Annotated in this window: 26 protein-coding genes; 16 read left to right on the forward strand and 10 right to left on the reverse strand. The window is 62.8% G+C overall.

What is annotated here, in order from left to right; translation table 11 throughout:
- Positions 1-20: 20 nt before the first annotated feature.
- The 10 genes from AC07UX_RS05985 (at position 21) to AC07UX_RS06030 (ending at position 14,674) form a co-directional block, all read left to right on the forward strand.
- Positions 21-443, forward strand: a complete 423-nt coding sequence (locus tag AC07UX_RS05985; protein ID WP_495191032.1) for a Bbp16 family capsid cement protein — start codon at positions 21-23, stop codon at positions 441-443.
- A 9-nt stretch (positions 444-452) separates the two neighbouring features.
- The gene (locus AC07UX_RS05990) at positions 453-941 is read left to right on the forward strand and encodes a hypothetical protein (protein ID WP_495191033.1); all 489 of its coding nucleotides are present in this window, start codon (positions 453-455) and stop codon (positions 939-941) included.
- A gap of 6 nt (positions 942-947) precedes the next feature.
- Positions 948-1,688 (forward strand): hypothetical protein, encoded by a 741-nt coding sequence (locus tag AC07UX_RS05995; RefSeq protein ID WP_495191034.1) that lies wholly within the window; start codon positions 948-950, stop codon positions 1,686-1,688.
- A gap of 52 nt (positions 1,689-1,740) precedes the next feature.
- Positions 1,741-2,418, forward strand: coding sequence for a phage connector family protein (locus AC07UX_RS06000; protein WP_495191035.1), 678 nt, complete (start codon positions 1,741-1,743; stop codon positions 2,416-2,418).
- Positions 2,418-3,386, forward strand: a complete 969-nt coding sequence (locus tag AC07UX_RS06005) for a Hint domain-containing protein (protein WP_495191036.1) — start codon at positions 2,418-2,420, stop codon at positions 3,384-3,386. The genes AC07UX_RS06000 and AC07UX_RS06005 overlap by 1 nt, the downstream gene beginning before the upstream one ends.
- Positions 3,386-5,179 (forward strand): phage tail protein, encoded by a 1,794-nt coding sequence (locus AC07UX_RS06010; RefSeq protein WP_495191037.1) that lies wholly within the window; start codon positions 3,386-3,388, stop codon positions 5,177-5,179. Before AC07UX_RS06005 ends, AC07UX_RS06010 begins: the two co-directional genes overlap by 1 nt.
- Positions 5,169-5,627 carry a hypothetical protein gene (locus AC07UX_RS06015; protein WP_495191038.1) on the forward strand — a complete coding sequence of 153 codons (459 nt, stop codon included), beginning with the start codon at positions 5,169-5,171 and terminating at the stop codon, positions 5,625-5,627. Before AC07UX_RS06010 ends, AC07UX_RS06015 begins: the two co-directional genes overlap by 11 nt.
- A 16-nt stretch (positions 5,628-5,643) precedes the next feature.
- Positions 5,644-6,126: a virion core protein, T7 gp14 family gene (locus AC07UX_RS06020; RefSeq protein WP_495191039.1), complete on the forward strand. Its 483-nt coding sequence runs from the start codon at positions 5,644-5,646 to the stop codon at positions 6,124-6,126.
- Between the two features lie 83 nt (positions 6,127-6,209).
- Positions 6,210-8,255 carry a transglycosylase SLT domain-containing protein gene (locus tag AC07UX_RS06025; protein WP_495191040.1) on the forward strand — a complete coding sequence of 682 codons (2,046 nt, stop codon included), beginning with the start codon at positions 6,210-6,212 and terminating at the stop codon, positions 8,253-8,255.
- Complete coding sequence (locus tag AC07UX_RS06030) at positions 8,252-14,674, forward strand: acetyltransferase (RefSeq protein WP_495191041.1); 6,423 nt, start codon at positions 8,252-8,254, stop codon at positions 14,672-14,674. Before AC07UX_RS06025 ends, AC07UX_RS06030 begins: the two co-directional genes overlap by 4 nt.
- A gap of 19 nt (positions 14,675-14,693) precedes the next feature.
- On the opposite strand, the gene AC07UX_RS06035 is transcribed toward AC07UX_RS06030, so the two are convergent.
- Positions 14,694-15,095, reverse strand: coding sequence for a hypothetical protein (locus AC07UX_RS06035; protein WP_495191042.1), 402 nt, complete (start codon positions 15,093-15,095; stop codon positions 14,694-14,696).
- Positions 15,096-15,198: 103 nt separating this feature from the next.
- Here AC07UX_RS06035 and AC07UX_RS06040 point away from each other — a divergent pair, with 103 nt between their 5' ends.
- From AC07UX_RS06040 to AC07UX_RS06060, 5 genes are all read left to right on the forward strand, one after another.
- Entirely contained in the window at positions 15,199-17,187 is a 1,989-nt protein-coding gene (locus tag AC07UX_RS06040; protein WP_495191043.1) for a hypothetical protein, read from the forward strand.
- A 102-nt stretch (positions 17,188-17,289) separates the two neighbouring features.
- Positions 17,290-17,673 (forward strand): hypothetical protein, encoded by a 384-nt coding sequence (locus AC07UX_RS06045; RefSeq protein WP_495191044.1) that lies wholly within the window; start codon positions 17,290-17,292, stop codon positions 17,671-17,673.
- The gene (locus AC07UX_RS06050) at positions 17,670-17,900 is read left to right on the forward strand and encodes a DUF7940 domain-containing protein (RefSeq protein ID WP_495191045.1); all 231 of its coding nucleotides are present in this window, start codon (positions 17,670-17,672) and stop codon (positions 17,898-17,900) included. Before AC07UX_RS06045 ends, AC07UX_RS06050 begins: the two co-directional genes overlap by 4 nt.
- Entirely contained in the window at positions 17,890-18,477 is a 588-nt protein-coding gene (locus AC07UX_RS06055) for a glycoside hydrolase family protein (RefSeq protein ID WP_495191046.1), read from the forward strand. Before AC07UX_RS06050 ends, AC07UX_RS06055 begins: the two co-directional genes overlap by 11 nt.
- Before the next feature lie 79 nt (positions 18,478-18,556).
- Complete coding sequence (locus AC07UX_RS06060; protein WP_495191047.1) at positions 18,557-18,895, forward strand: hypothetical protein; 339 nt, start codon at positions 18,557-18,559, stop codon at positions 18,893-18,895.
- 183 nt (positions 18,896-19,078) lie between these two features.
- On the opposite strand, the gene AC07UX_RS06065 is transcribed toward AC07UX_RS06060, so the two are convergent.
- Positions 19,079-19,294 (reverse strand): hypothetical protein, encoded by a 216-nt coding sequence (locus AC07UX_RS06065; RefSeq protein ID WP_495191048.1) that lies wholly within the window; start codon positions 19,292-19,294, stop codon positions 19,079-19,081.
- Between the two features lie 222 nt (positions 19,295-19,516).
- Entirely contained in the window at positions 19,517-19,789 is a 273-nt protein-coding gene (locus tag AC07UX_RS06070; RefSeq protein WP_495191049.1) for a hypothetical protein, read from the reverse strand.
- Here AC07UX_RS06070 and AC07UX_RS06075 point away from each other — a divergent pair.
- Positions 19,788-20,603, forward strand: a complete 816-nt coding sequence (locus AC07UX_RS06075; protein ID WP_495191050.1) for a hypothetical protein — start codon at positions 19,788-19,790, stop codon at positions 20,601-20,603. The two genes, AC07UX_RS06070 and AC07UX_RS06075, sit on opposite strands and share 2 nt — an antisense overlap.
- Positions 20,604-20,623: 20 nt before the next feature.
- Here the strand turns inward: AC07UX_RS06075 and AC07UX_RS06080 are convergent, their stop codons facing one another.
- Genes AC07UX_RS06080 through AC07UX_RS06110 form a run of 7 tightly spaced genes read right to left on the reverse strand, consistent with a single transcriptional unit; the run spans position 20,624 to position 25,188 of the window.
- Positions 20,624-20,776, reverse strand: a complete 153-nt coding sequence (locus AC07UX_RS06080) for a hypothetical protein (protein ID WP_495191051.1) — start codon at positions 20,774-20,776, stop codon at positions 20,624-20,626.
- Positions 20,773-22,425 (reverse strand): SNF2-related protein, encoded by a 1,653-nt coding sequence (locus AC07UX_RS06085; protein WP_495191052.1) that lies wholly within the window; start codon positions 22,423-22,425, stop codon positions 20,773-20,775. Before AC07UX_RS06085 ends, AC07UX_RS06080 begins: the two co-directional genes overlap by 4 nt.
- Positions 22,422-22,772, reverse strand: a complete 351-nt coding sequence (locus AC07UX_RS06090; RefSeq protein WP_495191053.1) for a hypothetical protein — start codon at positions 22,770-22,772, stop codon at positions 22,422-22,424. The genes AC07UX_RS06085 and AC07UX_RS06090 overlap by 4 nt, the downstream gene beginning before the upstream one ends.
- Entirely contained in the window at positions 22,769-22,960 is a 192-nt protein-coding gene (locus tag AC07UX_RS06095; RefSeq protein ID WP_495191054.1) for a hypothetical protein, read from the reverse strand. Before AC07UX_RS06095 ends, AC07UX_RS06090 begins: the two co-directional genes overlap by 4 nt.
- Positions 22,957-23,745 (reverse strand): PRTRC system ThiF family protein, encoded by a 789-nt coding sequence (locus tag AC07UX_RS06100; protein ID WP_495191055.1) that lies wholly within the window; start codon positions 23,743-23,745, stop codon positions 22,957-22,959. The genes AC07UX_RS06095 and AC07UX_RS06100 overlap by 4 nt, the downstream gene beginning before the upstream one ends.
- On the reverse strand, positions 23,735-24,394 hold the full coding sequence (locus AC07UX_RS06105; protein ID WP_495191056.1) for a PRTRC system protein A: 660 nt from the start codon (positions 24,392-24,394) through the stop codon (positions 23,735-23,737). The genes AC07UX_RS06100 and AC07UX_RS06105 overlap by 11 nt, the downstream gene beginning before the upstream one ends.
- On the reverse strand, positions 24,391-25,188 hold the full coding sequence (locus AC07UX_RS06110; RefSeq protein ID WP_495191057.1) for a PRTRC system protein B: 798 nt from the start codon (positions 25,186-25,188) through the stop codon (positions 24,391-24,393). The genes AC07UX_RS06105 and AC07UX_RS06110 overlap by 4 nt, the downstream gene beginning before the upstream one ends.
- Positions 25,189-25,194 lie beyond the last annotated feature (6 nt).

A 25,194-nucleotide genomic window follows, 5' to 3' on the forward strand; every position in this document is an offset into this window, starting at 1 on the left:
GGGCAGGAAAGGATAAGACCTTGATCAAAGACGCACAGCTCCGCCTGTCTAACGCGCAGGCGCTCACCACGGGGACGCAGGTCTCCACCAACAGCATCGACCTCCTGGTGTCCAAGCGCAATCTGGGCCGTAATCTCGGCTTGCGCATGTACATCAATGTCGATGTGACCTTCACCGGCGGCACCAGCGTCGCGCCGCAGATCATCGAAAGCGACAATGCCGATTTGTCGTCGCCTACGGTGCTCGCAACCGGCCCGGTTCGCGCGGAAGCGACGCTGGTGGCGGGCCAGCCGGTTTGGGATGTCGCCATGCCGGACACGACCAAGCGCTACGTCGGCGTCCAGTACGTCAATGTCGGCACCCATACGGCTGGCGCGGTGTCCGCGCACCTCGTCGCCGGTACCGACTATGCCAACAACCTGCCCGCCTGGACGGGCCGTTAAGGAGAAACGATGATGGGCAAGGTGCTTGATCATGACAGCTTCATCGGTGGCGTCTTTTACAAGGCGGGGTCGCCGGTGCCTCCCGCGGCATCGGCACCGGCGCAGGTCGCCCCCACCGACGAGCTGACGGCGGACATGACCGTCGACGAGCTGATCGACTTCTTCCGCAACGGCCATGGCCCCAAGAGCGCGGCGGCGATCGTCGACCGGCTGGACGTACTCGGCCTGGACATCACGGATCTTCAGTCGAAGCTGGACGCCAAGAACAGCAATGATGCTGACGCGGCGCAGCTGATTGCGGACGCCAACCGCGAGCGCGACGAGGCCTTTGCGGAGGTGAAGCGGCTGGAAACCGAACGTGATGGAACGATCACGGAACGGGACAGCGCCATGCAGCAGATTGGCGAGCTCACCAAAGAGCGTGACGATCTCAAGGATCAGCTGGCCGATGCGGTCGCCGCCGCTGCCGCTAAGCCGGCGGCCAAGACGACGAAGTAACCCATCGTGGCTTATGACGCCACGAGACCCAGAGGGGCGGCCCGCACAGAGCAGGCCGTCCCTCTTGTCATTCCGCCCGCGTTCGATCCGACCAGCCTTCAGAACCAGATCAACCAGAAGGCCAACGCGTCCACGGTTGGTGGCCTTGCAACGCAGGTGAGCAGCAAGGCAAGTCAGTCGTCGGTCGATACGCTCGCCGGCGCTGTAGCGGGGAAGGCGTCCAGCGCGGACCTGACGGCTTTGGCGGTCACGGTTCCTGTCATAGCCAATGAGGTGCCCCAGCCGGAGGTAACAGGTGGCAAGGCTGGACTCGAGGGAATGAAGGTGCCAGGCGCCAAACATCAGCACCCGCGACTGACTAGCACCACGAAGGCAACTATAGCGGTCGGCTCGACGGTCCAGATTGCCTTCACCCGCACATTTACCCTGCCACCCGGCATTACCTGCACCGAGATTCCGCCCGACACCGGCGTCATGAGCGCCAACCCGGCCACCTTCAGGGTGGAGAGCTGGGTCAGGGAGGTGATGACGCCTGCACCATCGGGCGCCTATATCGGCTGCGTCATCAGGGTCTGGCGGTCCCGACCGCTCCCGACCATGGCGCCGCTGTCTCTGACTGCCTTGCTCACGGCCGTTGTCACCGGCGTCAACGCCCTGATCGCCGCGCTTACCAATTTCGACATATTCGGCGCGAGTGCTGTGGGCACGACGTTCACATGCATCGCCGTGCAGCGCAGCGACACCTGACTTCTACCAGCAAAGCGTTCTAGCCGTGCGGCGTGGGTCGTATGCCATCGCTATGGCGCGATCGATCCTCGACATCTGCAATGAAGCGCTGGGCGAGCTGCCGGCGGAAACCATCTCGGATCTGAACGACGAGACCAAGCAGAGCGCCAGGCACTGCAAGCGCCTCTATCGGGGCGTCATATCCGATCTGCTGGAGGCCTATGACTGGGGGTTCGGCAAGGTCCGCTCCGCGTTGGCAGTCATCTCCAATAGTCGGCCCGGAGAATGGGCGTTCGCCTATGCGCTCCCGTCCGGCCTGGGCACGCCACTGCGCATCCTGCCCGCCGGCACTGCCTCGCCGCAAGCTGGCCTTATCGGTTACGCCGGCACCGTCGGCATTGCTGCCCAGCTCGCTGCCACGATCGAATATCAGATTGCAGGACAGGTACTCTACACCAACCTTCCCGACGCGATCCTCGAATATCTCCCTGATGAGGTGCAGGTTGCCTCCTTCACATCGTCCTTCTCGCGGCTGGTCGTGCTGGAGCTGGCCTCCCGCCTCGTGATGCCCATCCTCAACGATGCGACCCGCCAGCGCGGCCTGATGCAGATGGCGGAGATCCAGCGCCAGCGCGCGATCGCGGACGAGGCCAATCGCACGCCAGACTATGATGACGACTTCGTCAGCGAGCGCGCACAGGCCCGCGGCGTGGGCATGGGCACGCTTTATACGCATGGCCTGTTTCGCTAATGGGTGCGGGCGTCAATCTCGGCCAGGTCAATTTCTCCAAGGGCGTTCTTTCCAAGGATCTGCACGCTCGCGTCGATATCGCATCGTACAGCGCGGGCCTAAAGCAGGGCGTCAATATCGTCCTGGTCAAACGCGGCGGATTCCAGAACAGGCAAGGCACGCGCTTCATCTACAAGCTGCCCGGCCCCGGCCGCCTGTTCCCGTTCACCTTCTCGCTCGATCAGCCCTATGCGCTCGCTTTCACGCAAGGCGCCATGCGCCCAGCCGCGTTCGGCGGCATGGTGCTGGAAGAGCATCTGGCGATCACCGCTATCACGCGGTCCAACCCCGCACAGGTAACGATTCCCTATCACGCCTACAGCGCGGGGGACCAGTTCATCGCTCGCGACGTCGAGGGTATGGTGCAGATCAACGAGCGGGTCGTGACGATCCTGTCCGTGATCGACCAGAACAACTTCACGATCGACCTCGACACGACCAGCTATGGCGCCTTCACGGGATCTGGCGGCGGCACGCTGCGCACCGCAGATCCGGCCCCGCCCCCGCCCGATCCGCCGGTCCCGCCTCCTGTCACACCGCCCCCTCCCCCCAACACGGGCGGCGGTGGCAGCTATTGTGTCACGACCGATACCCTGGTGCTGATGGCGGACGGCGCCGAGCGTCCGGCTGGCGATATCGTAGTGGGCGACATGGTGCGCACGCGCCACGAGGAAACAATGGTACTCGGCGCGTTCCGCGTCACCGGCGTCGAGATCGTAGAGCAAGAGGTTTGGCTCGCCGACTTTGGCGGCCGAAAGCTGCGCGGCACCGGCAATCATCGCGTATGGTGGGACGGCCGATGGGATATGATTTCGAACCATGGCCTGCCCGATGGGCACGATAACGTAGTTCGCCTCACTGTCGAGCGCGCGCGGACATATATCAGCAACGGCTTGCTCAGCCACAATATCAAGCCGAACATTCCATAATGGGCGGCTATCGTCTCTACCGTGCGGGCACGCCTTACAACGCCGTCGAGCTGCCTGACATCGACTATGCGCAGTCGTTCGACACCATGTACATCGTGCACCAGGACCATCCGGTCACGAAGCTCACTCGCGCCAGCCATTACAGCTGGTCTTTCGGGGACGTCGCCTTCGGCCCCACACTCGCCGCCCCGGCGACGATCGACGCCACGGCGATCACCCCCAACACCGACAGCGCGAATAGCGGTGCAGCCTATTTCCCCCAGCCGGCAAGTTATAAGGTATCGGCCGTCAATGACCTGACCGGGCAGGAAAGCCGCGCGTCCGTCGCGGTGACGGTCACCAACGATCTCGGTCTGAAGCGCAACTACAATCAGATCGTCTATTCCGCCGTTGCGGACGGCACCTTCTATCGTATCTATAAATCCGAGAATGGCGCAGCGTTCGGCTTCATCGGCGAAACGACAGCGTTGACCTTCCGCGATGACAACATCAATGCGGACCTATCCGACGCGCCGATCGTCGGCTGGAATCCGTTCGACGCGCCCGGCAACTATCCATCCTCGGTCAGCTTCTTCGAGCAGCGCTTGTTCCTTGGAAAAACCAAGAACGCGCCCAATGCAATCTACGGCTCTCGCTCGGCCGATTTCGAGAATATGGACAAGGCCAGGCCTTTAAAGGCCGATGACAGCCTCGCTATTGCGTGCTCGTCCGGCAAGGTGAACGCGATCAACCAGCTGATCCCCGCGCAGAACCTGCTGGCGCTGACATCGGACAGCATCTTTCAGGTGAAGGGGGCGAACGACGATTACCTTTCGCCCTCGCCGCCACCCAAGGTGGTGCGCCAGAACGGTCGCGGCGCGTCCACATTGAAGGCGCTGCTGATCGACAACGTCACCTTATTCCAGCCGGCAATCGGCGCTGAGATCCGCACGCTGGGCTACAGCTTCGATATCGACGGGTTCCAGTCGAACGACGTGTCCGTGTTCTCGCCCGACTTCTTCACCGGTCACCGCATCATCGACTGGTGCTATGCAGAGGAGCCCTTGTCCGTGGTCTGGGCGGTCCGCGACGACGGTAAGCTCCTCGCCTTCACCTGGCAGCGCGAACAGCAGGTGTGGGGCTGGACCGAGATGGACATTGACGGCGAGGTTCAGTCTGTGTGCTCGGTGCCGGAGGATGGCGAGGACCGGGTCTATCTCATCATCAAGCGCTTCATCAATGGCGCCGACGCCTATTATCTGGAGCAGCTCGCCAGCGCCAAATGGAAGGATTTCCGCGCGGCCTGCTATCTCGACTGCGCGGTGTCATGGTCTTTGGAAGAGGCGCGGACCGTGTTCGACCGGCTGGATCATCTCGAAGGCAAAGAGGTGTGGGCGCTGGCGGACGGGTTCGTCGCCAAGGGCCTGACCGTCACCAATGGCCGCGTCACAATCCCAGACCAGGCTATGCAGGTCACGATCGGCCTGCCAGTCATCGCCACGGTCGAGACCTTGCCGCTCAACTTCGAGGCGGCCGGCGGGGCATCCACAGGCACGAAGCAAACGACCGGTCGCGCGCATATGCGCATCGTCGACACGCTGGGCGTGACGGCTGGTCGGCGCGTCGACCTTCAGGAAGCCGTCGTAACCCGTGACACTGAGCCAGTGGGCATGCAGGCCAAGCTCTACAGCGGTATCGTTCGGGTGCAGATGGAGCAGGTCGCCGACTTCGAAACCACGCTGGTTATTCGGCAGGAGAATCCACTGCCGATGCGCGTCACCGCCGCCTATCTGGAGGCTAAGGGTGTCCGTTGAGCTGGTGCCGTCCCTCCCCAGCCATATAGGCCGCCTTGCCCGCGAGATGCGCGTTATTGACCAGCTAGAGTGTCGCGCCATGGGCCACGAGCCCAAGGCCGCGCTTCGATCCGCGAGGCGGCGCTCGCTCTGGTCACTTACGGTGCTGCACGGTGACGCGCCGATCGCAATGCTCGGGCTGGCGGCGCTCAACATGGTAGAAGGTGTGGGCTCTCCATGGTTCCTCGGCACGGATGCGGTTTACAAGCAGGGCCGCTCCTTCCTTGTCAAAGGCTCCGCCGTGATCGCCCATATGCGCCAGACGACGCCGACCCTCGTGAATCTGGTCTCTGTAAATAATGCCCTCGCCATCAGCCTGCTGGCGCGTTGGGGCTTTGCTGTCGGCGGCGAGCGCGAAGTGCATGGCGGGGTAGAGTTCGTTCCCTTCAGGATCTCCGCCCATGTGTGAACCGGCCACCCTTGCCTTGATCGGCGCCGGCGTTGCGGCGGCCGGCACCGGCTATTCGGCTTTGGCTGCCAGCGCGCAATCCCGCGGCGCGGCACGCCAGGCGGAGGCGAACAGCAGGGAGGCCAGTGCCTCGGCCGCCGATGCTTTAGAGCGCGGCCAGCAGGACCAGGTGAAGCATTATCGCGAAGTGTCTCAGCGCATGGGTTCGCAGCGCGCGGCGATGGCGGCGAACGGCCTGGACATCAGCTTCGGGTCGGCCGCCGATTTCGTGGGCGATACCGCCATGTATGGCGAGGAGGACGCCAGCAACATCGCCGAAAACACGAACCGTGATGTTCGTGGGTTCCTGATCCAAGGCGCCAATTACCGGGCTGAAGCCAAATCGCAGCGCAATGCCAGCACCGCCGCGCTGATCGGCGGGGCGTTCAGTGTCGGGTCCACACTGATCGGCGGCGCCAAGGAATATGGCAAGATCCGTAAAGGGATGGGAGCGAGCTGATGGTGTCGGTTCCCGTCTATCGCGGCAACAACGTCGATCGCGCTGCTCGCCCGGTCGGTGCTGTCCAGCCGGTCCGCAATCCGGTGGGCGAGGCGATCGGTGAAGGGCTGCGCGATCTGGGCGGCCAGGCAGTGGACTATGCCAAGCAGCAGGACGCACTGAACGACGAGTTCGACCGGACGCAGGCCCGGCAGATGCTGCTGGATTTCCAGTCTCAGGCAACGCCGGTGATGACGACATACCTGTCAAGCGAGGGGATTGATGCGCTCAATGGGTCGACCACGACGCGCGAGCAGCTCACGAAGCTCCGGCAGGACTTCTCGGGCAAAGCCACCAATGACCGGATGCGCCGCTATTTCGATCAGGCGGCTGGCGGAATCGAGACCGGCTTTGTCGACAAGATCAGCACGCACAGCATCGGTGCGCTCAAGACGCAACAGGTGTCCGTCGCCAAGGGCGAGCAGGCGCAGTTCATGGATTCAGCCGTCCTCAACTGGTCGGATGACAATGCGTTTCGCGCAAACCTCGGCGCGGGCCTTGCCGCCGTGGAAGCGGAAGCCAAGGTCCATGGCGTCACGGGCGTCGGGCTGACGGTCGCGAAACGCAATTACACCTCTGCCACGCGGCTGGCCGTCCTTAATCAGTTGCTCGCCGATAACCGCCAGGACGACGCGATTGGCTATGCCGCAGTCCACCGCGGCGATTTTAACGCAGACGACACGCTGGCGATCGCACGGAGCTTGAAAGAACCGATGGAGCTCCGCTTCTCGATATCGGGCGCGGACATGGTGATGGGTGGCCAGTCGGCACCCAATGTCCCTGCCGGTGAAGGCGTTGCCTATTCGTCGAAGAGCCTGTTCACCAATGGCATTATCCCGATCGAGGGCGGTACCGGCAAGAACGGCCAGTTTCTGACCAGTCCGAAGGGTGCGATCGGCCCGGCTCAGGTGATGCCCGGCACCGCTCCAGAGGCCGCCAAGCTGGCCGGTCTAAAGTGGGACGAGAACAAATATAAGACTGACCACGGGTATAACGTGGCGCTGGGCCAAGCCTATTTCGCCAAGCAGCTGCGCGACTTCGGCGATCCTCTCAAGGCGGCCGCCGCCTACAACGCGGGTCCGGGGTCGGCCACGAAGGGAACCGGCGTCCGTGGCGCGATCGCCAAGGCGTCAAAGAGTGGGAAGGACTGGCGCGACCATCTGCCAGCCGAGACCAAAAAGTATGTCAGTGATTTTGCGGCGCGCATGGGCTTGGCCGGCACTGCCGATGGCGTCGATGAGGTCGAGGTCTACGGCCGTCTAGATGCTGTTGCCTCCGGGGCCGGCTGGACGCCGGAACAGAAGCGGTCCGTGCAGGCGGAGGTTGATCGGCGGGTACAGCACGCGAAGGGCCTTCAGTCCGCCCGCGAGAATGATGCCTATGAGTCCGGTATATCCCGCGCCGTCGAGCTTGGTAACGGCTTCACCAACGTCTCGCAGCTAGGCACGTCGTTCGCATCGATGTCGCCACAGCAACAACTGACGCTGACCAACATGGCAGACGCCAACCTAAAAGCGCAACTCGCCGCGTCCGTGCCCAAGGACGGCAACAACGTTCAACGCTTGCTCGAGCGCGAGCGCGCCCTCGATCCTGCCGGCTTCGCTCGAAAAGATCTGCGCGAATATAGCAGCCAGATTACGCCAGGAGCGATGACCAATCTCATCGAATGGCAAAAGGAATATAGCGGCAAGGGTGGCGATTTCGCGAACAGCATCACGTCGGGCATCACCCGTTACAGCAAGATCGACCAATTGAATCTGAAGGACGACGACTATGCCGCCGTCTTCAACGACATGGATCGTTACGTTCGGTCGATGACGGACAATGGCCGGGCGAAGGTCACCGACGACATAGTCAAACAGGCTTGGCAGCGAGCCACACTGAAGGTGGCTACGCCCGGATCGCTATGGGGTGAAAACAACCAGCGCCGCTATGAGGTTGCTCCGGGCAAAGCCTTCCGCGTGACCGATATCCCAGCAGGCACCCGCTCCGACATCGTGAACGCTTGGAAGAAGACGCATTCAGGCCAGGCGCCGAACGACGCGCAGATCGCGCAAATCTACATCGACATGTATGGAGCGTTCCAGTGACAGATTTCCCCGACTATCTCACGCCGGGCGGGAAAAAGAGCACTGAAGATGAGCTAGTCGATTACATCAGAAATGTTCAGCGCAATGAGCTGGCCCGGCTCCCCGACCCTGAGCGCGCAGCCCGCGCCAGTTCGATAGCGCGCGAGTATAATGTTCCCCCTAGCCACGCCGATGCGGACCTTGACGACTGGGAAAAGCGTCGCAGGGTAGATGTCATTATCGGAGTTTATGATCGGCATCCATCGGTCAGGAATTGGGCAGAGCGTAATCCGCAAGGCATGGCCACAGCTTCAGATGATGCGTCAACGCTCGATCGCCTCGGCTCGGCGTTCATGAACCGCGTGGCGCTCGACAAGCTCGATATCGTCAGAGACGGCGGCTTCCTCGATCGCATGGGCGACCTGTTCCAATCTGGGCTCTACAGCCTGGAATCGGGTGCCGCTTCATTCCGCGGGGCGCTTCAGGACTGGTCGGCCCGCAACCCGCTGCCCTGGACCAGCCGAGAAAATAACGACCGCGATAAGGCGGGCGCCGCTATGGCTCGCGCGCAGGCCCGGATTTACGGGGATGTCGCGTGGACAGAGGTCGCCGGCAAAACCACATGGAAAACGGTGAAGCAGCGGCCAACGCTCGGCAACATCCTGGCGTTTGGGCTCGATTCGGGCGTGCAAAGCATTCCAGGGATGGCGCAGGCCGCCCTCGCCGCTCCTCTCTACGTCGCGGGACAGGCTGGCAATATCGGCCAGACCCGTGCGCAGGTGCAGGGCCGCGAAGACGCCACTGCACAGGATGTCGTCGAAGCCACTCCAGCCGCCGTGCTCAGCTCCGTTCTAGAGCGCGTCGGCATCCATGGCATCTTCGGCGCCGGCGGTCGAACTGCGCTCGGCCGCATTGCGCAGGCCGGTGCGACCGAGGCGACCACCGAGTTCGGCCAGAGCATGGTCGAATATATCGGCGGTCATTCACAGACCGGTACCAAGTTCGATCCCGACGAGATGTTCGATCAGGCGTTCGCCGGCATGGTCGCCGGCGGCCTGATGGGTGGCGGCCTGCGCGCCTCCGGCGAATTGTCACGGCCCGCGCTACGGCCGATAGGCGCGATGGTGTCGCGCATCTCGGATGCCAACAGCGCCCTGCATGGCGGCGCCTTCCTCGACGAGATCGCCACCGCCACCGCGCAATCCAAAACCGCGCAGCGCGCCCCCGACGCGATCGCCGACCTGGTGCAGCAGCTGGGCGAGGACAGCGGCGTCGATCAGGTCTATCTGCCAGCCGAGGCGGTGCGCTCCTACATGCAGTCGGATGGCTATGCCGGCGACCTCGACGGCTGGCGCGTCCAGATAGATGAGGCGGAGGCAACCGGCGGCGATCTTGTGCTGCCGGTGGGTGAGCTCACGCGACTGGCCACGACGCCGGGCTGGGAATCGCTCAAGAGCGATATCCGCCTCTCGGCTGGCGGCATGTCGCTCCGCGAAGCCGAGACGTTCAACGAGGCCTGGACCGACGCCATGGAGGAATTGTCGGACAGCATGGCGCAGGAGACGGAGCAGGCCCGTGCCGCCGCCGCCCCGCGCGAGCAGCTGCTCCAGTCTCTCACGGAAAAGCTGACGACGGCTGGCATGTCGCCGTCGATGGCGCGGCAGAACGCCGAGTTCCTCGCCCAGCGCGCCAGCACGCGCGCCGCCCGCATGGGTCGCGATCTCGCCGGCACGGAATATGACGGCCTTCAGGTCCGCCAGATCCTGCCCGAGAATATCGCAGCGGCGCAGAAGGCCGATCAGCTCGACGTCGCCATCGATGTCATGAAGCGGCGGCTGGACCCGACCCAGAACCTCGGACCGACGCTGATGCAGTTCATCGCGCGGGACGGCGGCATCGTTGACACCGGCGGCGACCTGAAATCCATGGGCGCCGACGCCTGGCACCGTGGTAAGCCGGGCCAGCGCAGGTTGCTCCGCGATCAGGGCGAGCTGCTGGAGGATGGCGGCTTCGGCGAGAATGAATATGGGGCGGACGCCTGGGCGCAGCGCGCATGGGAAGCGGGGTACTTCCCTGAGTTCGGCGACCAGCGCCCGACCGCCAACGACCTGCTGGACGCGATCGCCGAGGGCGTGGCGGGCCGGGACCGCACGCTGATCGCACGCGAAAAGTCCGTGCGCGACGCGGCGGAGGAATTGCGCGCCCTGTTGGAGAACCGCGGGATCGATCCCGACACGACCAGCCGCCGCGATATCCGCAAGGCGATCGAGGACTATGCGGCTGAGGAAGCGGACGGCGACGCATTCTATCAGGGTGGCGTATTTTCCGAGGAGGTTCGGGGCTGGGCGGCCGCAGAATTCCCGGACGTAAAGCTTGCCATATCGGACAATGGATCGACCGCCACCATAAGTCGCATCGAGGTTCCAGCCGACCAACGCAATGGAGGTGTTGGTACCGAGGTGATGCGGGAGATCGTGCGCCGCGCTGATGTGGCTGGGATGCGTGTTGCGCTCACTCCGAGCGGCGACTTCGGCGGCAGTGTCGCTCGCCTGAAGCGGTTCTATAAATCGCTGGGCTTCGTCGAAAACAAGGGTAAAGCCCGCAGTTTCACCACATCCGAGCAGATGGTGCGCAACCCGCCCGGCAAAACGTACGACCAAAGCCACGGCACCGGGCCGCGTGGCCGCATCCTGTTCCCCGGCGGGCAAAGTGCTGCTGCCATCATCGAGCTATACCAGACCCAAAACCCGTCCACCTTCCTGCATGAGTCCGGGCACCTATGGCTGGAGGAGTTGCGCGAGGACGCGGCCGACGCCGATGCACCGCAACAGGTGCGCGACGACTGGCAGATCGTGCAGGACTGGTTCGCCGCCAATGGTCACCCGCTGGAAGACGGTGCAATCCCGGTCGATGCCCACGAGCTTTGGGCGCGGGGTGTCGAGCGTTACTTGATGGAGGGCAAGGCCCCCTCGCCCGGTCTCCAGCGCCTGTTCCAGACCTTCAAGGCCTGGATGATCAGCCTCTATAATAGCGTGTCGCGCCTCAATACACCGATCTCCGACGAGGTGCGCGGCGTGATGGATCGCCTCATCGCGACCGACGAAGAGCTGGCCGACGCGATCGCCGCGCAGCATCTGGAGGCGCTGTTCCCGCAGAAACCGGCATCGATGACGGATGCTGAATATGCCGGCTATCAGAACCTTGCCACCACTGCCCGCGATGCCGCGCAGAGCCGAATGCTCGCCAAGACGATGAACGCGGTGAAGCGGCGCGTGGGGAAGGAATGGCGCGAGCGCGAGGAAGAGGTGCGCCAGGACGTCACCGAGCGCATCGACGCCCTCCCCGAATATCGCGCCCTGGCCATGGCGCGTGAGGCGCCGCTCGATACGCAGTGGATAAAGGACACATTGGGCGAGGATGCGGCGGCGATGCTGCCCAAGGATTTCACGCGCTTGCACAAGGAAGGCGGCGCAAACCCCGACGACGTCGCGGAGCTGGCCGGGTTCCGTACCGGCGACGAGATGGTGCGCGCCCTGATGGGGATCGAGATCCGCCGCCGCGAGATGCGTGAGAATGGCGATAAGCGCTCGGTACGCAAAGCCCTGATCGATCAGGAGGTCGAGGCCCTGATGCTGGAGCGTTTCGGCGATCCCTTCACCGATGGCAGTATTGAGCAGGAGGCGCTCGCCGCCGCCCAGTCGGACGAGCTGGGCGCGGTGATGGGCGCGGAGCTGCGCGTGCTCGGCCGCATGACGGGGCAGCGTGTCACCCCCTACAGCGTGGCGAAAAGCTGGGCCGAGCGGCAGATTACCGACGGCCGCGTGCGCGATGTCGCCAGCCGCTCGGCGATCATCCGCTACGAGCGTGCCGCCGCCAAGGCCGGCCGGGCGGCGATGGACGCCGTCATTGCGAAGGATCATGAGGAGGCTTTCCGCCAGAAGCAGAGCCAGATGCTCAATAACGCGCTGGTCGCCGCCGCACGCCGCGGGGCCGACCAAGTCGATGAGGCGGTCAAGCGGCTGGAGAAATGGGCCAAGCGCCGCACCGTGAAGGGCGTGGATCAGGATTATCTCGAACGCGCGCAGCTGCTGCTCGAACAGGTCGAGATGAAAGAGCGGTCCCAGCGGTCGATCAATCGGCAGGAGAGTTTCGAGGCCTGGGCGGCCGAGCGCCAGGCGGAGGGCTATGACGTCGTCGTACCGCCGTCGTTCGCCGAATCCATCGGCCGGACGCACTGGACGCGGCTGAAGGTCGGCCAGCTGCTCGCCCTGAATGACGCTGTCGTGCAGATCCTCCACCTCGGCCGGCATAAGCAGTCACTGCTCGATGCGAAGGAAGAGCGCGATTATGAGGCGGTCATCTCCGACACGGTCAAACAGGTCGAGGGCCTTATCGGCACGCGCGACCTCAAGGCGATTCCTGAGAACCGGACCTTCCTCGAGCCGGGCTTCTTCAGCCGGGCCAAGCGTACGATGCTGTCGATCGACGCTTCGCTCCTGAAGATGGAAACCGTCTTCGACTGGCTGGATGGCGGCAAGTTCGGCATGTTCAAGCGCGTCGTCTTCCAACGGATCGTCGATGCGCAGGAACGCCGGCGCACGATGACCAGGGCGATGGTGACAGCGCTGGAGAAGGCGCAGGCGGAGGTGCCCAAGGAGGTCCGCAAGCGCTGGGGGCAGAAGGTTGCCCTGCCTTTCATCGATCCGCGGAATGGCCAGCAGTCGGTGATGACGCGCGACCAGCTGATCTCCATGGCCTTGAACCTTGGCAACGAGGGCAATGCGGAGAAGCTGGCGGGCGGTTACGGCTGGGGCGAACAGTCCATGCTCGACATGCTCAACCAGGAGCTGACCCCGGCCGAGTGGACCTATGTGCAGAAGGTCTGGGACATCGTCGACACGCTATGGCCGGACATTGCAGCGCTCGAGCGGCGGATCAACGGCGTCGAGCCGGATAAGGTGGAGGCGCGGGAGGTGCAGACGAACGCCGGCACCCTGCGCGGCGGCTATTTCCCCGTCGTCTATGACACGTCGCGCGATCTGCGCGTCGAGAAGCTCACGGCGATCAGCTCGGACCAGCTTTTCAGCAACGGCTATAAGCGCTCCAGTACGCGCGCCGGATCGACCAACGAGCGGACCGAGGTTCGGGACATGCCGATCCTGCTGTCGCCGTCGGTGCTGTCGCGGCACATCACCGAGGTTGTGCACGACATCACGCACCGTGAGGCGATGATGGACACGCATAAATTCCTGAACGACGCCCGCATCGTCAAGGCGGTGCGCGAGGTGATGGGCGAGGAGATCCAGAAGCAGTTCAACCCGTGGCTGCATCACATCTCCAATGAGCTGGCCTATGAGGCGCAGGGCCTGGGCGGGTTCGAGAAAGCGCTGAAGACGCTGCGCGTGAATGCGACCTTCACTGGCCTGGCCTTCCGCTGGTCGACCGTCGCGATGCAGATCTCCGGCTTTGTGCAGACGGCCGAGGTCGTTGGGCCAGCCGCCATGGCGAAGGGCGTGTTCGCTTATGGCCAGCATCCGATCGACGCCTTCGGGTTCGTGCTGGAGCGCAGCCAGGAGGTCGCTTCGCGCATGGACACGATGGACCGCGACATGAAGGACATGCTCAGCAACGATAGCGGTCTGGGCAAAACCGTCTCCGACATCCGCGCCACCGGCTTCATGGCGATCGGCGCCGTGGACCGCTTCGTGTCCGTCGTGTCGTGGATGGCCGCCTATAACAAGTCGTTGGAAACCGGCGCGGCCGAGGATGTCGCGATCGCCTATGCCGACGAGGTCATTCGTAAATCGCAGGGCTCCGGCGCCGCGAAGGATCTCGCTGCCATCATGCGCGGCAAGGGCGCGGCTGGCGAAGCGATGAAGATGATCACGCCGTTCTACAGCTTCATGAGCGCCTATTATCAGCGCCAGCGCAATTTCGCGCGCGACACTGGTACCGCGTTCCGCAAGCGCGAGGCGGCGGCGATCCCCGGCCTGGTGACGCGCTTCCTCCTGCTCTACGTCTTCCCGGCGCTGGCGGCCGAGTGGCTGGCCGGGCGCTGGCCGGATGACGACGATGAGGAAAGCTTCACCCAGTGGGCGCTTTCAACGATGAGCCTCAACGCGCTCGGTCCGCTGCCTGTCGTGCGCGATCTCGCGAACGTCGCGGTCAAGGGCTTTGATAGCAGCGTGTCGTCGGTGGACCGCTTCGTCTCCACCGCCTCGCGGACCATCAAGGACATGAAGCGGCTGGCGGACGGCGACGATACGAAGCGCGCGACCCGCAACGCGATGGAGGTGGCGGGCTATTTCGGTGCGCCGACCTCCGGCCAGATGGCAGCGACCAGCCAGTTCCTGGTCGACGTCTATTCGGGTGAACAGAACCCGGAGGGTTTTGCCGAATGGTGGGAGGGTTTGACGAAGGGCAAGATCAAGGATGATTAAAAACGCGAAAGCCTAGAAATTATCGCTTCAACGCTTTGCCATATCCATGGCATCCGCCTAGATTGCCTTGATAATCATAGTTTTGAATTACTTCATCGGCATCTACAAATATTCTCACAGCGCAATCGTAGCTGTCGGTTGTCCATTGGGTTCCGGTAGTCGTTGCGCTGTAGGGCGTTCCGCCAACTTGCCCGTACGTATTGGACGTATTCACAACCGGCGAGGATGTCTGGAAAGACGTACCCCAAGCGTAGAATTTTCTTCCGGCTATCACGCCTTCTGACTTCGGAATACCAAGCTTCGCGAAAGCGGCTTGTGCCGGCTGTCCCTTCAGCCCGTCCAAGCCGGCATCCATGTCGCCAAATGTAGAACAGCTGACGAGGCTCAAGCTCGCAACGACCAACACAATGACGTTCCGCATATACTTCTCCCTGTTCCCCCACTGGTAGAAAGCGACCGCCATCTATGCAAGCCCGCGCCCGCATGGGCTAGTTGGGTACCCGCCTCAATGCGGGACGATATGAATGGGTGTCACCAAAACCAATGCTTATGACGGCCCGTTCTACCCGAATGGGGTAACGATCTCGTTCCCATTCACCTTCAGGACGATGTCGACCAGCGAAGTCGTCATCGTCGATCGTCAAGGGGATGCCATCACTGGCTTCAGCTTTTCCATCGTGCCTGCCGTCGGTGCCGATGGCGGCACGATCGTGTTCGACGCACCTCCGACAGCCGCAGCTCTTCCCGAATTCCTTATCGCGTCTGCACCTGCATTCGGCGTCGTCATCGACCTAGGGTCGGTGACGGCATTCAATCCACGCACGCTCAACCCTGCTTTCGAGCGCCTTGCGGTTCAAAGCATTTTTCTCCAGTCCCGCGTAGATCGCGCCCCTCAAACCCCGCTTGGCGGCGGTGCTGAAAGTCAGTTTCCCGTCGTGAAACCCGACGGCTCGTGGGGTTTCTCGGAAGGTACCGGCAATGATCCCGCCTTCCGCTCTGACCTGGCTTCGCCTGCGCCTAGCAAGGGGGTCGCGCTGGCTGCATTCAGGCAGGCCGGTTTGAATGCACGGGATCGCACGGCCCGTGACAAGTTTCTCGACCTTCCCCTCGATCGCCGCGACTTCATCAGCCTGCAAGCCGCTGTCAACGCGGCCGGCGCATCGGGCCGCGCGCTTTATCTTGGCGACGAAGAGTTCACGCAAACCACCAGCGTAGTTCTGCCAGATGCTGATATTTGCATCTTCGGCCCCGGCTCTGGCGCGCTCACAATTACCTTTAGCGGGTCCGGGGGGCTATTCATCGCCACCGGGTTGTCCGCATCGACCAATATCGACATCGGCGGGTTTACAGCGCGAGCAGGTGCGGCAGATTGCGGCCGCCCCGTAAGCCTTGAATACGCCACGTCATCGGGCATCAATATCCGTGCTGTTCGTCTGTTCGACATCATTGCCGACATCTCGCCCGATGCCACGAAGTACTGGACTGGCGGTCCGTACTTAAAAAACGCGCGCAACAGTGTGGTCGAAGAGTGCTACACACAGGGCGCGTTCGACAGCCTTACGAAAACGCTTGATGGCCTCAAAGTCGGCGGCGAGGCGACAGATGTAAAAATCTCGAACTTCCAGGCGATCTCTGTCGGCAAGGGCATTGATATTGTCGATCAGGTGGAAGGAACGATCATCACCGGCTTCGTTGCCGTTGATGTGCTTGTCGGTGTGTCCAAGGTACATGTTACGACCTCCGAGCCATGGCTCACAATGACCAACTGGCACATTAACGCGCGGCAGACCGGCATCTTGCTGGACAATGTGCTTCAAACGACAATTACGCCAGGGCTGATCTACTGCCAGAACGGATCAGGCGAGTTCATCGGCATCAAAGTCACAGGTGGCGCGGTGGCCAACCAAGACATGAAGATAGCCGCGATCATCGACGTGCAGCTAGGTGGCGCTGGCATGACCTCAAGTTGCGGGATGCGGATAGACCAAGGCAACGGGATCGTCGCGGATCTCATCACGCGCGACGTTCAGAACCCGATTTATTTCGGGACACTGTCTTACAACAACATCATCACCGTCGCGCCAAACAGTTTCACCAAGCTGGTCGATGGACCCAACGCGGCGACCAGCGGCAACCGCCTGATCGCGAATCAAAGCACGATGGGCTATCTGATGCCCAGTCCAATGGGCCCGTTCAACCCGGACAATTCCGCGACGGCAGCGAAGGTCTCGGCCATGTTCGGCTGGGGATGCGACACGATAGGCACAATCAAGTCGGCGGGCGGCATGCGCTTTGTGAGCGCAGATAATAATTGGGTTAACGGCGTGCTGGAATTGTATGCGCGGCAATCCGATTCGCTGACAATGATCGCCCGATTTATGGGGTCGGGATCGCCTGAGGGTGTCGTAACCGCGCCTGTCGGTTCAATCTACACGCGCGCTGATGGTGGTGCGGGCAGCACGCTGTATGTCAAAGAGGGCGGCACCGGCAACACGGGGTGGGTCGCGAAATGAGCGACTTTGCCATGATTTTCGCCTGCTACCGCTCTGGCCAGATGAGCGAGGCCCAGTGGCAGGCACACCTTGCCGACCCGCTCTTTGCCCTTTGGTTGCGCCATGCCGATCTCTGACGATCGCACCGCCGAACAGGTGAAGATCATGGCGCAGCAGGCGGCCGCGATGGCGCTTGCCGAATACGCCCCACAAATCGGCCAACTGGAACGAGCGGTGGCACGCCTCAGCGGCGCACTCCCCGACGAAAGCGACAAGGTGACGAACCCGATATTGAAATGGCTTGCCGGGATCGCTGCCGGTTTGGTCACCACGATCATCACGGTTGCCATGTTCTGGGTCGCGAGCAGCGTGACGGAAATGCAGCAGACGCTGGCGCGGATCGACGAACGTCAGAAGGCGCAGGCGCAAGCGCAGGACAGCCGGTTCGCCGATTATGACCGCCGCATTACGCGGCTGGAGAGGAATCACAACGGAGGGCCGACATGAGTTTCAGGGAGCGCATCCGTGCGCGCATCATCGACGACTGGCGGACACTGGGCAAGCGCTGGTCGGTCTGGCTGACGTCGACGGCGATCGCGGGTCAGGCCACCTGGGCGCTCGTGCCCAGTGAGGCGCGGGAGCTGCTGCCTCAACCTCAGATCATCGGCCTGGTGCTAGGCGCTGCCGCCCTCGTCGCGATGTTGTTCAAGCAGGGGGCGAGTGATGGCGAATAAAACTGCCGTGCGCGGCGGGTCACTGGTGGCGATCGTCGGCTTTGTCACGGCCGGCCTGCTGCTAAATGACATCCCGGAGCACGAGAGCGGCCGGAAGGTCGACGTCAAGATCGCGCAGGATGGTACCGCGACCGTGCGGCATATCAGCGGCAAACAGTATCTGCGCGCCTATCTCGATATCGTCGGTGTGGCGACGGCCTGCGACGGCCTGACCAGCTACCAGGGTCGGAAGATCAAAATCACCGATCAGTTCACCGAAGCGCAGTGCGCGGTGATGCTGGAGGATGCGCTGGTCGTCCATGCCAAGGGGGTGATGCAGTGCACGCCGGGGCTGGCGCTGACTTATGCCGGCCGCGATCGCGCCCGCTTCGCCGCCGTGTCCATCGCCTATAATGTGGGTGTTGCCAACTATTGCGATTCGACGGCGCGCCGGCTGTTCAATGCGGGGCAGATCGGCCCGGCCTGCACCTCCATGCTGGCCTGGAACAAGGTCACGGTGAACGGCAAGAAGGTGGTGAGCAAAGGCTTGGCCGTTCGCCGCGAGAGGGAGCGTGCTGTCTGCGCGAAGGACGCATGAGGGGCTTGCTTTTCGCCATCCCGATCTCGGCCGCCATCTGGCTCGCGGTGCTTACCGCCGCAGCATACTGGATGGCGCCATGATCGGGTTGCCCGGACTAGGCGCGAATCGCCTCATCTTTGCGGCTGGCCTGATTGCTGGCGCGCTGCTCGCGTGGGGGCCGGCGTCCTGCGTCGGTAAGGGTCAGGCCAACCAGGCCACGGCCCTGAAAAATGAGGCGACGGCGGCGAAGCTGGAAGCGGCCGCCGCGCGCGCAGGCAAGGCAGCTGCCCTGACGGATATCGCACTGGCCGCCAGAACGCAGAGCGAGGTCAAGGAACTGAGGGAGATAGTGACCCATGAAGCGACCCACGACAATGCTGGCCCTGGCGTCGATGCTGTCATGCGCCGCCTGCGGGAGCGCGCCGCCGCCCGCTAAGCTGCCAGTGCCGCCGCAATATCTGAGCTGCGCCGCGGAGCCTGTCCCGCCAGCGCCGGCTGGGGTTGAAGGAAGGTTCACGGATGCGCAGGCGTCGGCCTTTCTGGTCGACGCGCTGGAGGCCGGAGCGGACTGCCGGAATAAGGTGGCCGCGATCAAGGCGTGGTCGTCGGCGCAATAGGCCTACGGCTTCACGAGATGGTCCATGCCAACGAGCGGCCGGACGTTGGACAGGCCGCCCAGATTGCGCAGGTCGATCTCCTCGATTTCGACCACTGCATCCAGAAAGTCGGCGATCTCGTGTAGATCCGCGCCCTTCAGGCCTGAATCCAGAACATCCTCGTCCTTGCCGTACCGGGTGGCAAACGTCCGGAATTTTGCCTTGGCTTCGTCCTGCATGTGCATCCCTTCAAAATTAGCGCTTTAGACTGGGGTGGTTCCACCAGTCCGTATTCGCACGGTGACTTACCGGCGGCTCTCCTTTCGGCCGCCCCTTCTTGCGCGCCTTTGCAGCCGCCCGCGAAGAGTGGAAAAAGTCCGCCACCAGTTGCTCGTTTGATCGTCGCGTTTCATCGTCCATGCGGTTTGTTCGCGCAATGTTCTCGGTTCGGTCAAGGGGTATCAGCAATGCGGCGGCCCCTTCGCCTGTTCTTCCAACGTCCACAACGAGAACTGCATCGACATTTGGAGTTGCGCGTCGCGATCCCTTGACGCCGCTCCGGTTGCCCAGATCCCGATGGCGCTCAGTCCGCCGCCCACAATCCCAAGCCATGCGATCGCCGGGTTGACACTATCGACGAGTGCGATCCCACCCGATGCAACCGTCAGTGCCGCGCCGATACCAGGTGCCCACAATGAGATCGGATCGGCAAATCGCGTGATTCCGTTCGGCATGGGCACCTCTGTCAGACTGTTTAAGATAGATATATTGTTCTGTATCCGTTGTGGTATCGTTCGCCAACTCTTTGGGAGTCGGCCGGTGGAAACAAACGGATTACAGCAAATCGAAGCAGAGCTTGGCAGGGTAGACGCGGCGACGATGTTCGGTCCGGCTTCGGTCGAGATTGCTGCGGCTATAGTGGGCGGGGTGCCCATACTGGGGCCGGTCTTAGGCGTTTTCGTAAAACGGATTGGAGACCAGGCGCTTTCGCCAGATCTCCATGATCTTCTATTGCGGACTGTGTGGGAAATCGAGGAGCTTGTCCCGGAAGTGGCCAAGGTAGGCAGTCTGGAGCAACGGATCGCCATCCTAGAGGCCAGAAAGGGTGACGATGACCTGGCTCGATTGCTGGCTAAGGCGGCGACCATCGCCACCAAACCCGATGACGCCGTTAGGCTCTACACCGACGACGGGACGCTATCGGCAAAAAATCTGGAGGTTGAGGGGCGAGAATTTCTTTCGTCGGCTACCGGAGCCAGTAGCGTCGATCTGTCGAACCTTACCCAAAGCGGCGCTCCCGCGACGATCAGGACGTCTAAGGGTGCGACCCAAAATCTAGACGGCGCGAGCTTCCGTCGGAGCGATTCATCGGCCTCGACTTCTGCGCAATTTGGCAACGAGGTAACGCATTTGGGTGGCTACACTGAAATGAATGTGCGAGATGGCAGAAAGACTGCTGCCTTGAGCCATGAAAGTGATGGTAGCAATAGTTTCGGAATTCGTATCAGCGATGGTCCGGACGGACGGCCGAAGATAGAGTTTGGTTGAACGCCTGAGGCGCGTCCGGTTCATCGAAGGCCTAGCAACTTGATGATTTGCGCCTCGCGCTTCCGCTTTCTTGGGAAGTTATACGGCTTGCCCGCCTGATCGACATAAATGCGCGGCGAATAATCTTGGTCGAAGAACTCGGGCTCGCTGAATGTGCAGATATGAGGGATCATGCCGCCCCTCCATCCAGCACCCGCTGCGCCAGCACCTTGATCCGGCTTTCGTCCGTCGCCCGCGGCTTCGGCGCTTGACCGGGATCGTTGATCCCCCGCGACTGGTCCGCCTTGATGCCCAGCATCTCCACGATGACGGGATCGCTACCCCAGTTCGTATGGACATAGTGCGCGTTGACCTGCCCCTCCTGCCCCGGCCGGCGCAGGCGTCCGATGAATTGATAGTGCACCTGTGGCGACCAATCGAACTCGCCGATCACGGCATCCTGGCAATAGTGCTGGAGCCCATCGAGGCCTGCGCCTGATCGCAGCGACATCATCATCACGCGGGAATCGCCGGTCGTGAAAGCATCGACGCTGCGCTGCTTGGCTGGGCCGCTCTCCGATCCGGTGTAAAGCACTGGATTGAACGCGGCGAGCGCCTGGCTCCAGATACTATAGACCTCACGGTGCCAGCCTGCGAGCAGCACACGCGGGCTTTCCTTCAGGAGCAGGGACACATAGGCGGCGACTGACTTGGCCTTTGCGATACCGGTCAGCTGTCGCATCTTCATGTCGAGCTCGCGCGCGGCGCGGCCGGCCTCGGTGAAGCTGGCTCTCAATACGGTGTGGGCGAGCTGGCGCATGATCTCTTCCTCGCCCGCGACGGCGTCCAGATCATAGTCCAGCTCCCACTCCAGCACATTGGCCGGCGGCATGGATGCGTCAACGGTGGGATCGTCTTCAGTGCGCCGGAGGAAAAAGCCGGTGTCGCGTAGGTAGGAGCCAAGGGCGTCGGGATTAGCGACAACCCGCTCGCGCCCGCACCACTCGCGGAAAAACTCCTCGCGATCGCCAAGGATGTCCGGCTTGATATACTCCATGACGGAGTGCATCTCGTCGCCATAGTTATAGACTGGCGTGGCGGTCAGCCCCATGCGGAATTGGGCGACCTGGCTCACCTTGCCGCACGCATTGCCCTTATCCGTGCCCCAGCCGTGGCGCAGCTCCTGGATCTCGTCGTAGAACACAGAGCGGAGCAGGCCATCCTTTAGCACGTCCACCCAGCCGGCGATGTTGCTGTAGCGGTAGATGTAGACGTCCGCCTCCGGCAGATCGTAGGGCGTGCGCCCCTTGATGACATGGACGCGCAGCGTCGAGAATTCCTCGATCCGCTTTTTCCACTGACCGGTCAGGTGCGGCTGGACGACAACGCCGGCAGGCATCGGCGCGCCCATGAGCATGGTGGCGATCGCCGATATCGTTTTGCCGAGGCCAACATCATCGCCCAGCAGCAGGCCGCCGTTCGCGATCGCCACCTTCGACGCCTGTGTCTGGTAGAGGTAGGGCGCCCTACCCTCCTTGAACCCTGTGACGGCGCCCGGCTTCCATGTGGGCAGGAGGATGCGATCGCGCTCGGCGGCACGGAACGCCAGTCGGTCCACCGCCTCGTCCAGCTCGCCCCATGAATCATGCTCAAGCGGATAGCGTGCCATGAACCAGTGCAGATCGGCCCGCACCTCGTCGGTGTCGCTGATCGTGATCTCGGTCGATGTGACCGGCACGCGGGGGAACATACGCTTGAACGCGATCGCGACGTGTGGGGCGAGATCCTTGATCCGCCAGCGCCGCGCCATCGTGTCCAGTTCGAGCTGGCCATATGTCTTCAAAGTGCCGCCCTCCCGGTGGAGATGTAGAATAGCGGACGGCCGTTGATGACGCTGGGCAAGCCGGTGGCGGTACCGCTGATGAGAATGAGGGATGTGATGGCGTCGTGCTCGGCATAGCGTTCGAGCTGACGGAAGATCTGGCGCGGCGCGCAGCGCGTCTTCGCCTCGATGCCGATCCCGCCGTCGATGAGGAAATCGATCCGATCCCTGGACGACAGGCGGGCCTCGCGCTCGAAGCTCACGCCCAGCGCTGTGAGCGCGGCCTCGATGTCCATTTGCAGCCATGCTTCCTGGCCGACACGATAGCGTTGCCGGCGCAGCTGCTGCACCAGCTCGTTTACGATCATATGTCCCTCGCTGGTTTGATGCCGAGCACATAGCGGCGATCGAGCATCTCGCTCTCGCGACGGTGCGGCAGGGCAAGCTGCCAATATTCGACGCGCAGGCCGATTTCGTTCACCTCGCGGAGCTTGGCGTCCTCGTCGGGGTTCCACGGCTGGGATGGCGGGCGGAGTGGGCGGCGGCGGCGCTTCATGCAGCCATCTCTTTGGGGCGAGGTAATGATATCGGCAGCGCCTGCCCGCTCGCCAGATTGATGAATCCGCCAGCGTGGCCGATTGACCCCCGGCCGAGAAGATCGAACAGCAGCGCCAGAGCATGGCTGGACATGACCCTATTCACGAACAGCGATTGCTTCTCCAACGCCTCCGCAACCGAGCAGCTGGGCGCGTCGTCTTCGGCGATACTCTCGTCCGCTAGCTCGGGGAAATATTCCAGCACCGTCAACAGGCGATCCCCATGCTTTCCCCACCAAGGTTTCGGGCATCCTATGAGGAACTGCCCGTCGGTCGCCCTGTTGCCCAGGTCCATCCAGTAGGATGCCGGCTGGAGATTATGGAACTCTGGCTCGCACGCGTCGATCGCCTTTCCGATCGCACGCCGCGCCGCCGCGGTGTCGACGCAGGTGATGACGATGTCCATGCCCGTCACACCGATGTCGGCTGGCGCTCGCCCATGGACTGCCTTCCACGATAGTCCATGTGCGATATTGATGCGTTCGGTCAGCGTGATGGCCTTCGAATTGCCGAGGTCGCAGCGATAGAACGGCTGGCGGCCGAGGTTCGCCTCGCTCACCGTATCGTCGTCCACGACCGTGACGTTCAGCGATCGCGGCGATATCGCCCGGAGAGCCGTATCGAGCGACGCCAGCCCCATGAGCATCTGCGCGCCGTTGCCGCCGCACCCGACCAGCATGACGTTGATAGCGCGATCGCCTAGCGTCGGGCGGAGATAATGGCGGTTGAGCATATCAGGCTGCATGATTATCTCCCTGGAATGGGCTGCGCGGGAGCGGCAGGAACATCCCGGCCGCGCAAAGGCGCGATGCCATGTCCTCATTGCCCGGCTGGTCGAGACGGCCGAACACGAGGGATATCTTTGTCGCGTGCGCATCGTCCGCGTTGTCGGTAGCGCTGAAGAACGCGGGGCCGGTGCCGTGGCTATGAATATCGCACACGACATGCCAGTTCGCGTCCAGCACCGGCGTGCGATAAACCAGACGCGACGGCGTTGCCTCGTCGATGGTCGGGAATCGCACGGCAAATTCGCGCGTGACCTCGTTCCAGATCACGAACGCCGCCGCCTCATTCGGCAGCGCCTTGCGAAAATGATATAGAAGGGGCTCAAGATACTCGTGTGGCAGCAGCCCGCACCGCAATTCCGCGCGCTCTTTTCCTCCTACGCCGTAGGGCAGATAGGCGAGCGGGTTGTCGGTGATGTAGGTATCGAGCGCCAGCCACGGCCGGCGCAGGATCAGCATCACGCCTTTCCGCCCGATCTCGAGGCCCTGACCCGACCGCGCAGCGCGCAGCGCATCGATGGCGGGGGATCGGCCAGATGGAGGCACCGGATAGCAGGGCACTTCCGCGAGTAAGGCCGCGGCGGTCGCGTCGTCGGCGAGATCGATCATGCCGCCACCTTCGTTGCAATGAGGGTGCCAAGCGTGATGGGTGATTTCGGGGCCTTGCCATTGCTGTTCGGATTGAAGGGTTTCAACCGCTGCACAGGAAAGCGCTTCGCCTTGGCGGCCGCGAGATCATCCCACAGCTTCACCAGCCCGCCCCTGCCCGTGACAGTCGATTCCTGTCCAAGATTGGGGTGTGTCGACCAGGACTCGAAGATCGCCCGCTCATATTCAGGTATCGATGCGATCGTCAGCGCCTTCGGGCGGACGATGTTGCCCCAGCACAGCTGGCCGGTGAGATAGACGTTCAGCACCGGGCTATGGAGCAGCTTCGTTTCGGCATTCGGGCGCTCGTCTATCGGCAGGGCGTAGACCCCGAACCCCTTGCGGCTGGCGACAAACAGCTGTGCCGGATACGGGACCGGCACACTGGTGCGCTGCGCCAGTACCTTCACCCCCTTCGGCGGCCGGGACAGGTCGAAATAGGCCAGCCGCACCTGCGACGGCACCCACCAGGCGAGAAGGTCGGCATGGGCCACCAGCACGTTGGCAGGCAGGATCTCGGGCGGCGCGGCGCGGTCCAAGGCCTTTGTCCATTGACGCAGGTGCGCACGGGTCAATGGTGAGCCAGCCGCGATCAGCGGGCCCGCATCGCGCTGCTCGACGTCGTGGATGCTGGCGAACGCTGCTGCACCTGCCCCGGAACCGATGTATCGGCTGGCCGGGCTATAGAGCAGAATGGCATTGGTCAGCACCATGCCGCCGGGCGTCGCTTCAAACTGTGTGGAATGATTGGGCATAGAGCC

It is taken from the genome of Sphingobium sp. GW821-FHT02B05 (assembly GCF_059421905.1).

Coding starts and splice junctions, on each gene's coding strand:
- AC07UX_RS05990 (WP_495191033.1), top strand. CDS start 453: ATGATGGGCAAGGTGCTTGATCATGACAGCTTCATCGGTGGCGTCTTT.
- AC07UX_RS06000 (WP_495191035.1), top strand. CDS start 1,741: ATGGCGCGATCGATCCTCGACATCTGCAATGAAGCGCTGGGCGAGCTG.
- AC07UX_RS06005 (WP_495191036.1), top strand. CDS start 2,418: ATGGGTGCGGGCGTCAATCTCGGCCAGGTCAATTTCTCCAAGGGCGTT.
- AC07UX_RS06010 (WP_495191037.1), top strand. CDS start 3,386: ATGGGCGGCTATCGTCTCTACCGTGCGGGCACGCCTTACAACGCCGTC.
- AC07UX_RS06035 (WP_495191042.1), bottom strand. CDS start 15,095: ATGCGGAACGTCATTGTGTTGGTCGTTGCGAGCTTGAGCCTCGTCAGC.
- AC07UX_RS06040 (WP_495191043.1), top strand. CDS start 15,199: ATGGGTGTCACCAAAACCAATGCTTATGACGGCCCGTTCTACCCGAAT.
- AC07UX_RS06045 (WP_495191044.1), top strand. CDS start 17,290: ATGCCGATCTCTGACGATCGCACCGCCGAACAGGTGAAGATCATGGCG.
- AC07UX_RS06050 (WP_495191045.1), top strand. CDS start 17,670: ATGAGTTTCAGGGAGCGCATCCGTGCGCGCATCATCGACGACTGGCGG.
- AC07UX_RS06055 (WP_495191046.1), top strand. CDS start 17,890: ATGGCGAATAAAACTGCCGTGCGCGGCGGGTCACTGGTGGCGATCGTC.
- AC07UX_RS06060 (WP_495191047.1), top strand. CDS start 18,557: ATGATCGGGTTGCCCGGACTAGGCGCGAATCGCCTCATCTTTGCGGCT.
- AC07UX_RS06065 (WP_495191048.1), bottom strand. CDS start 19,294: ATGCAGGACGAAGCCAAGGCAAAATTCCGGACGTTTGCCACCCGGTAC.
- AC07UX_RS06075 (WP_495191050.1), top strand. CDS start 19,788: ATGGGCACCTCTGTCAGACTGTTTAAGATAGATATATTGTTCTGTATC.
- AC07UX_RS06070 (WP_495191049.1), bottom strand. CDS start 19,789: ATGCCGAACGGAATCACGCGATTTGCCGATCCGATCTCATTGTGGGCA.
- AC07UX_RS06080 (WP_495191051.1), bottom strand. CDS start 20,776: ATGATCCCTCATATCTGCACATTCAGCGAGCCCGAGTTCTTCGACCAA.
- AC07UX_RS06090 (WP_495191053.1), bottom strand. CDS start 22,772: ATGATCGTAAACGAGCTGGTGCAGCAGCTGCGCCGGCAACGCTATCGT.
- AC07UX_RS06095 (WP_495191054.1), bottom strand. CDS start 22,960: ATGAAGCGCCGCCGCCGCCCACTCCGCCCGCCATCCCAGCCGTGGAAC.
- AC07UX_RS06100 (WP_495191055.1), bottom strand. CDS start 23,745: ATGCAGCCTGATATGCTCAACCGCCATTATCTCCGCCCGACGCTAGGC.
- AC07UX_RS06105 (WP_495191056.1), bottom strand. CDS start 24,394: ATGATCGATCTCGCCGACGACGCGACCGCCGCGGCCTTACTCGCGGAA.
- AC07UX_RS06110 (WP_495191057.1), bottom strand. CDS start 25,188: ATGCCCAATCATTCCACACAGTTTGAAGCGACGCCCGGCGGCATGGTG.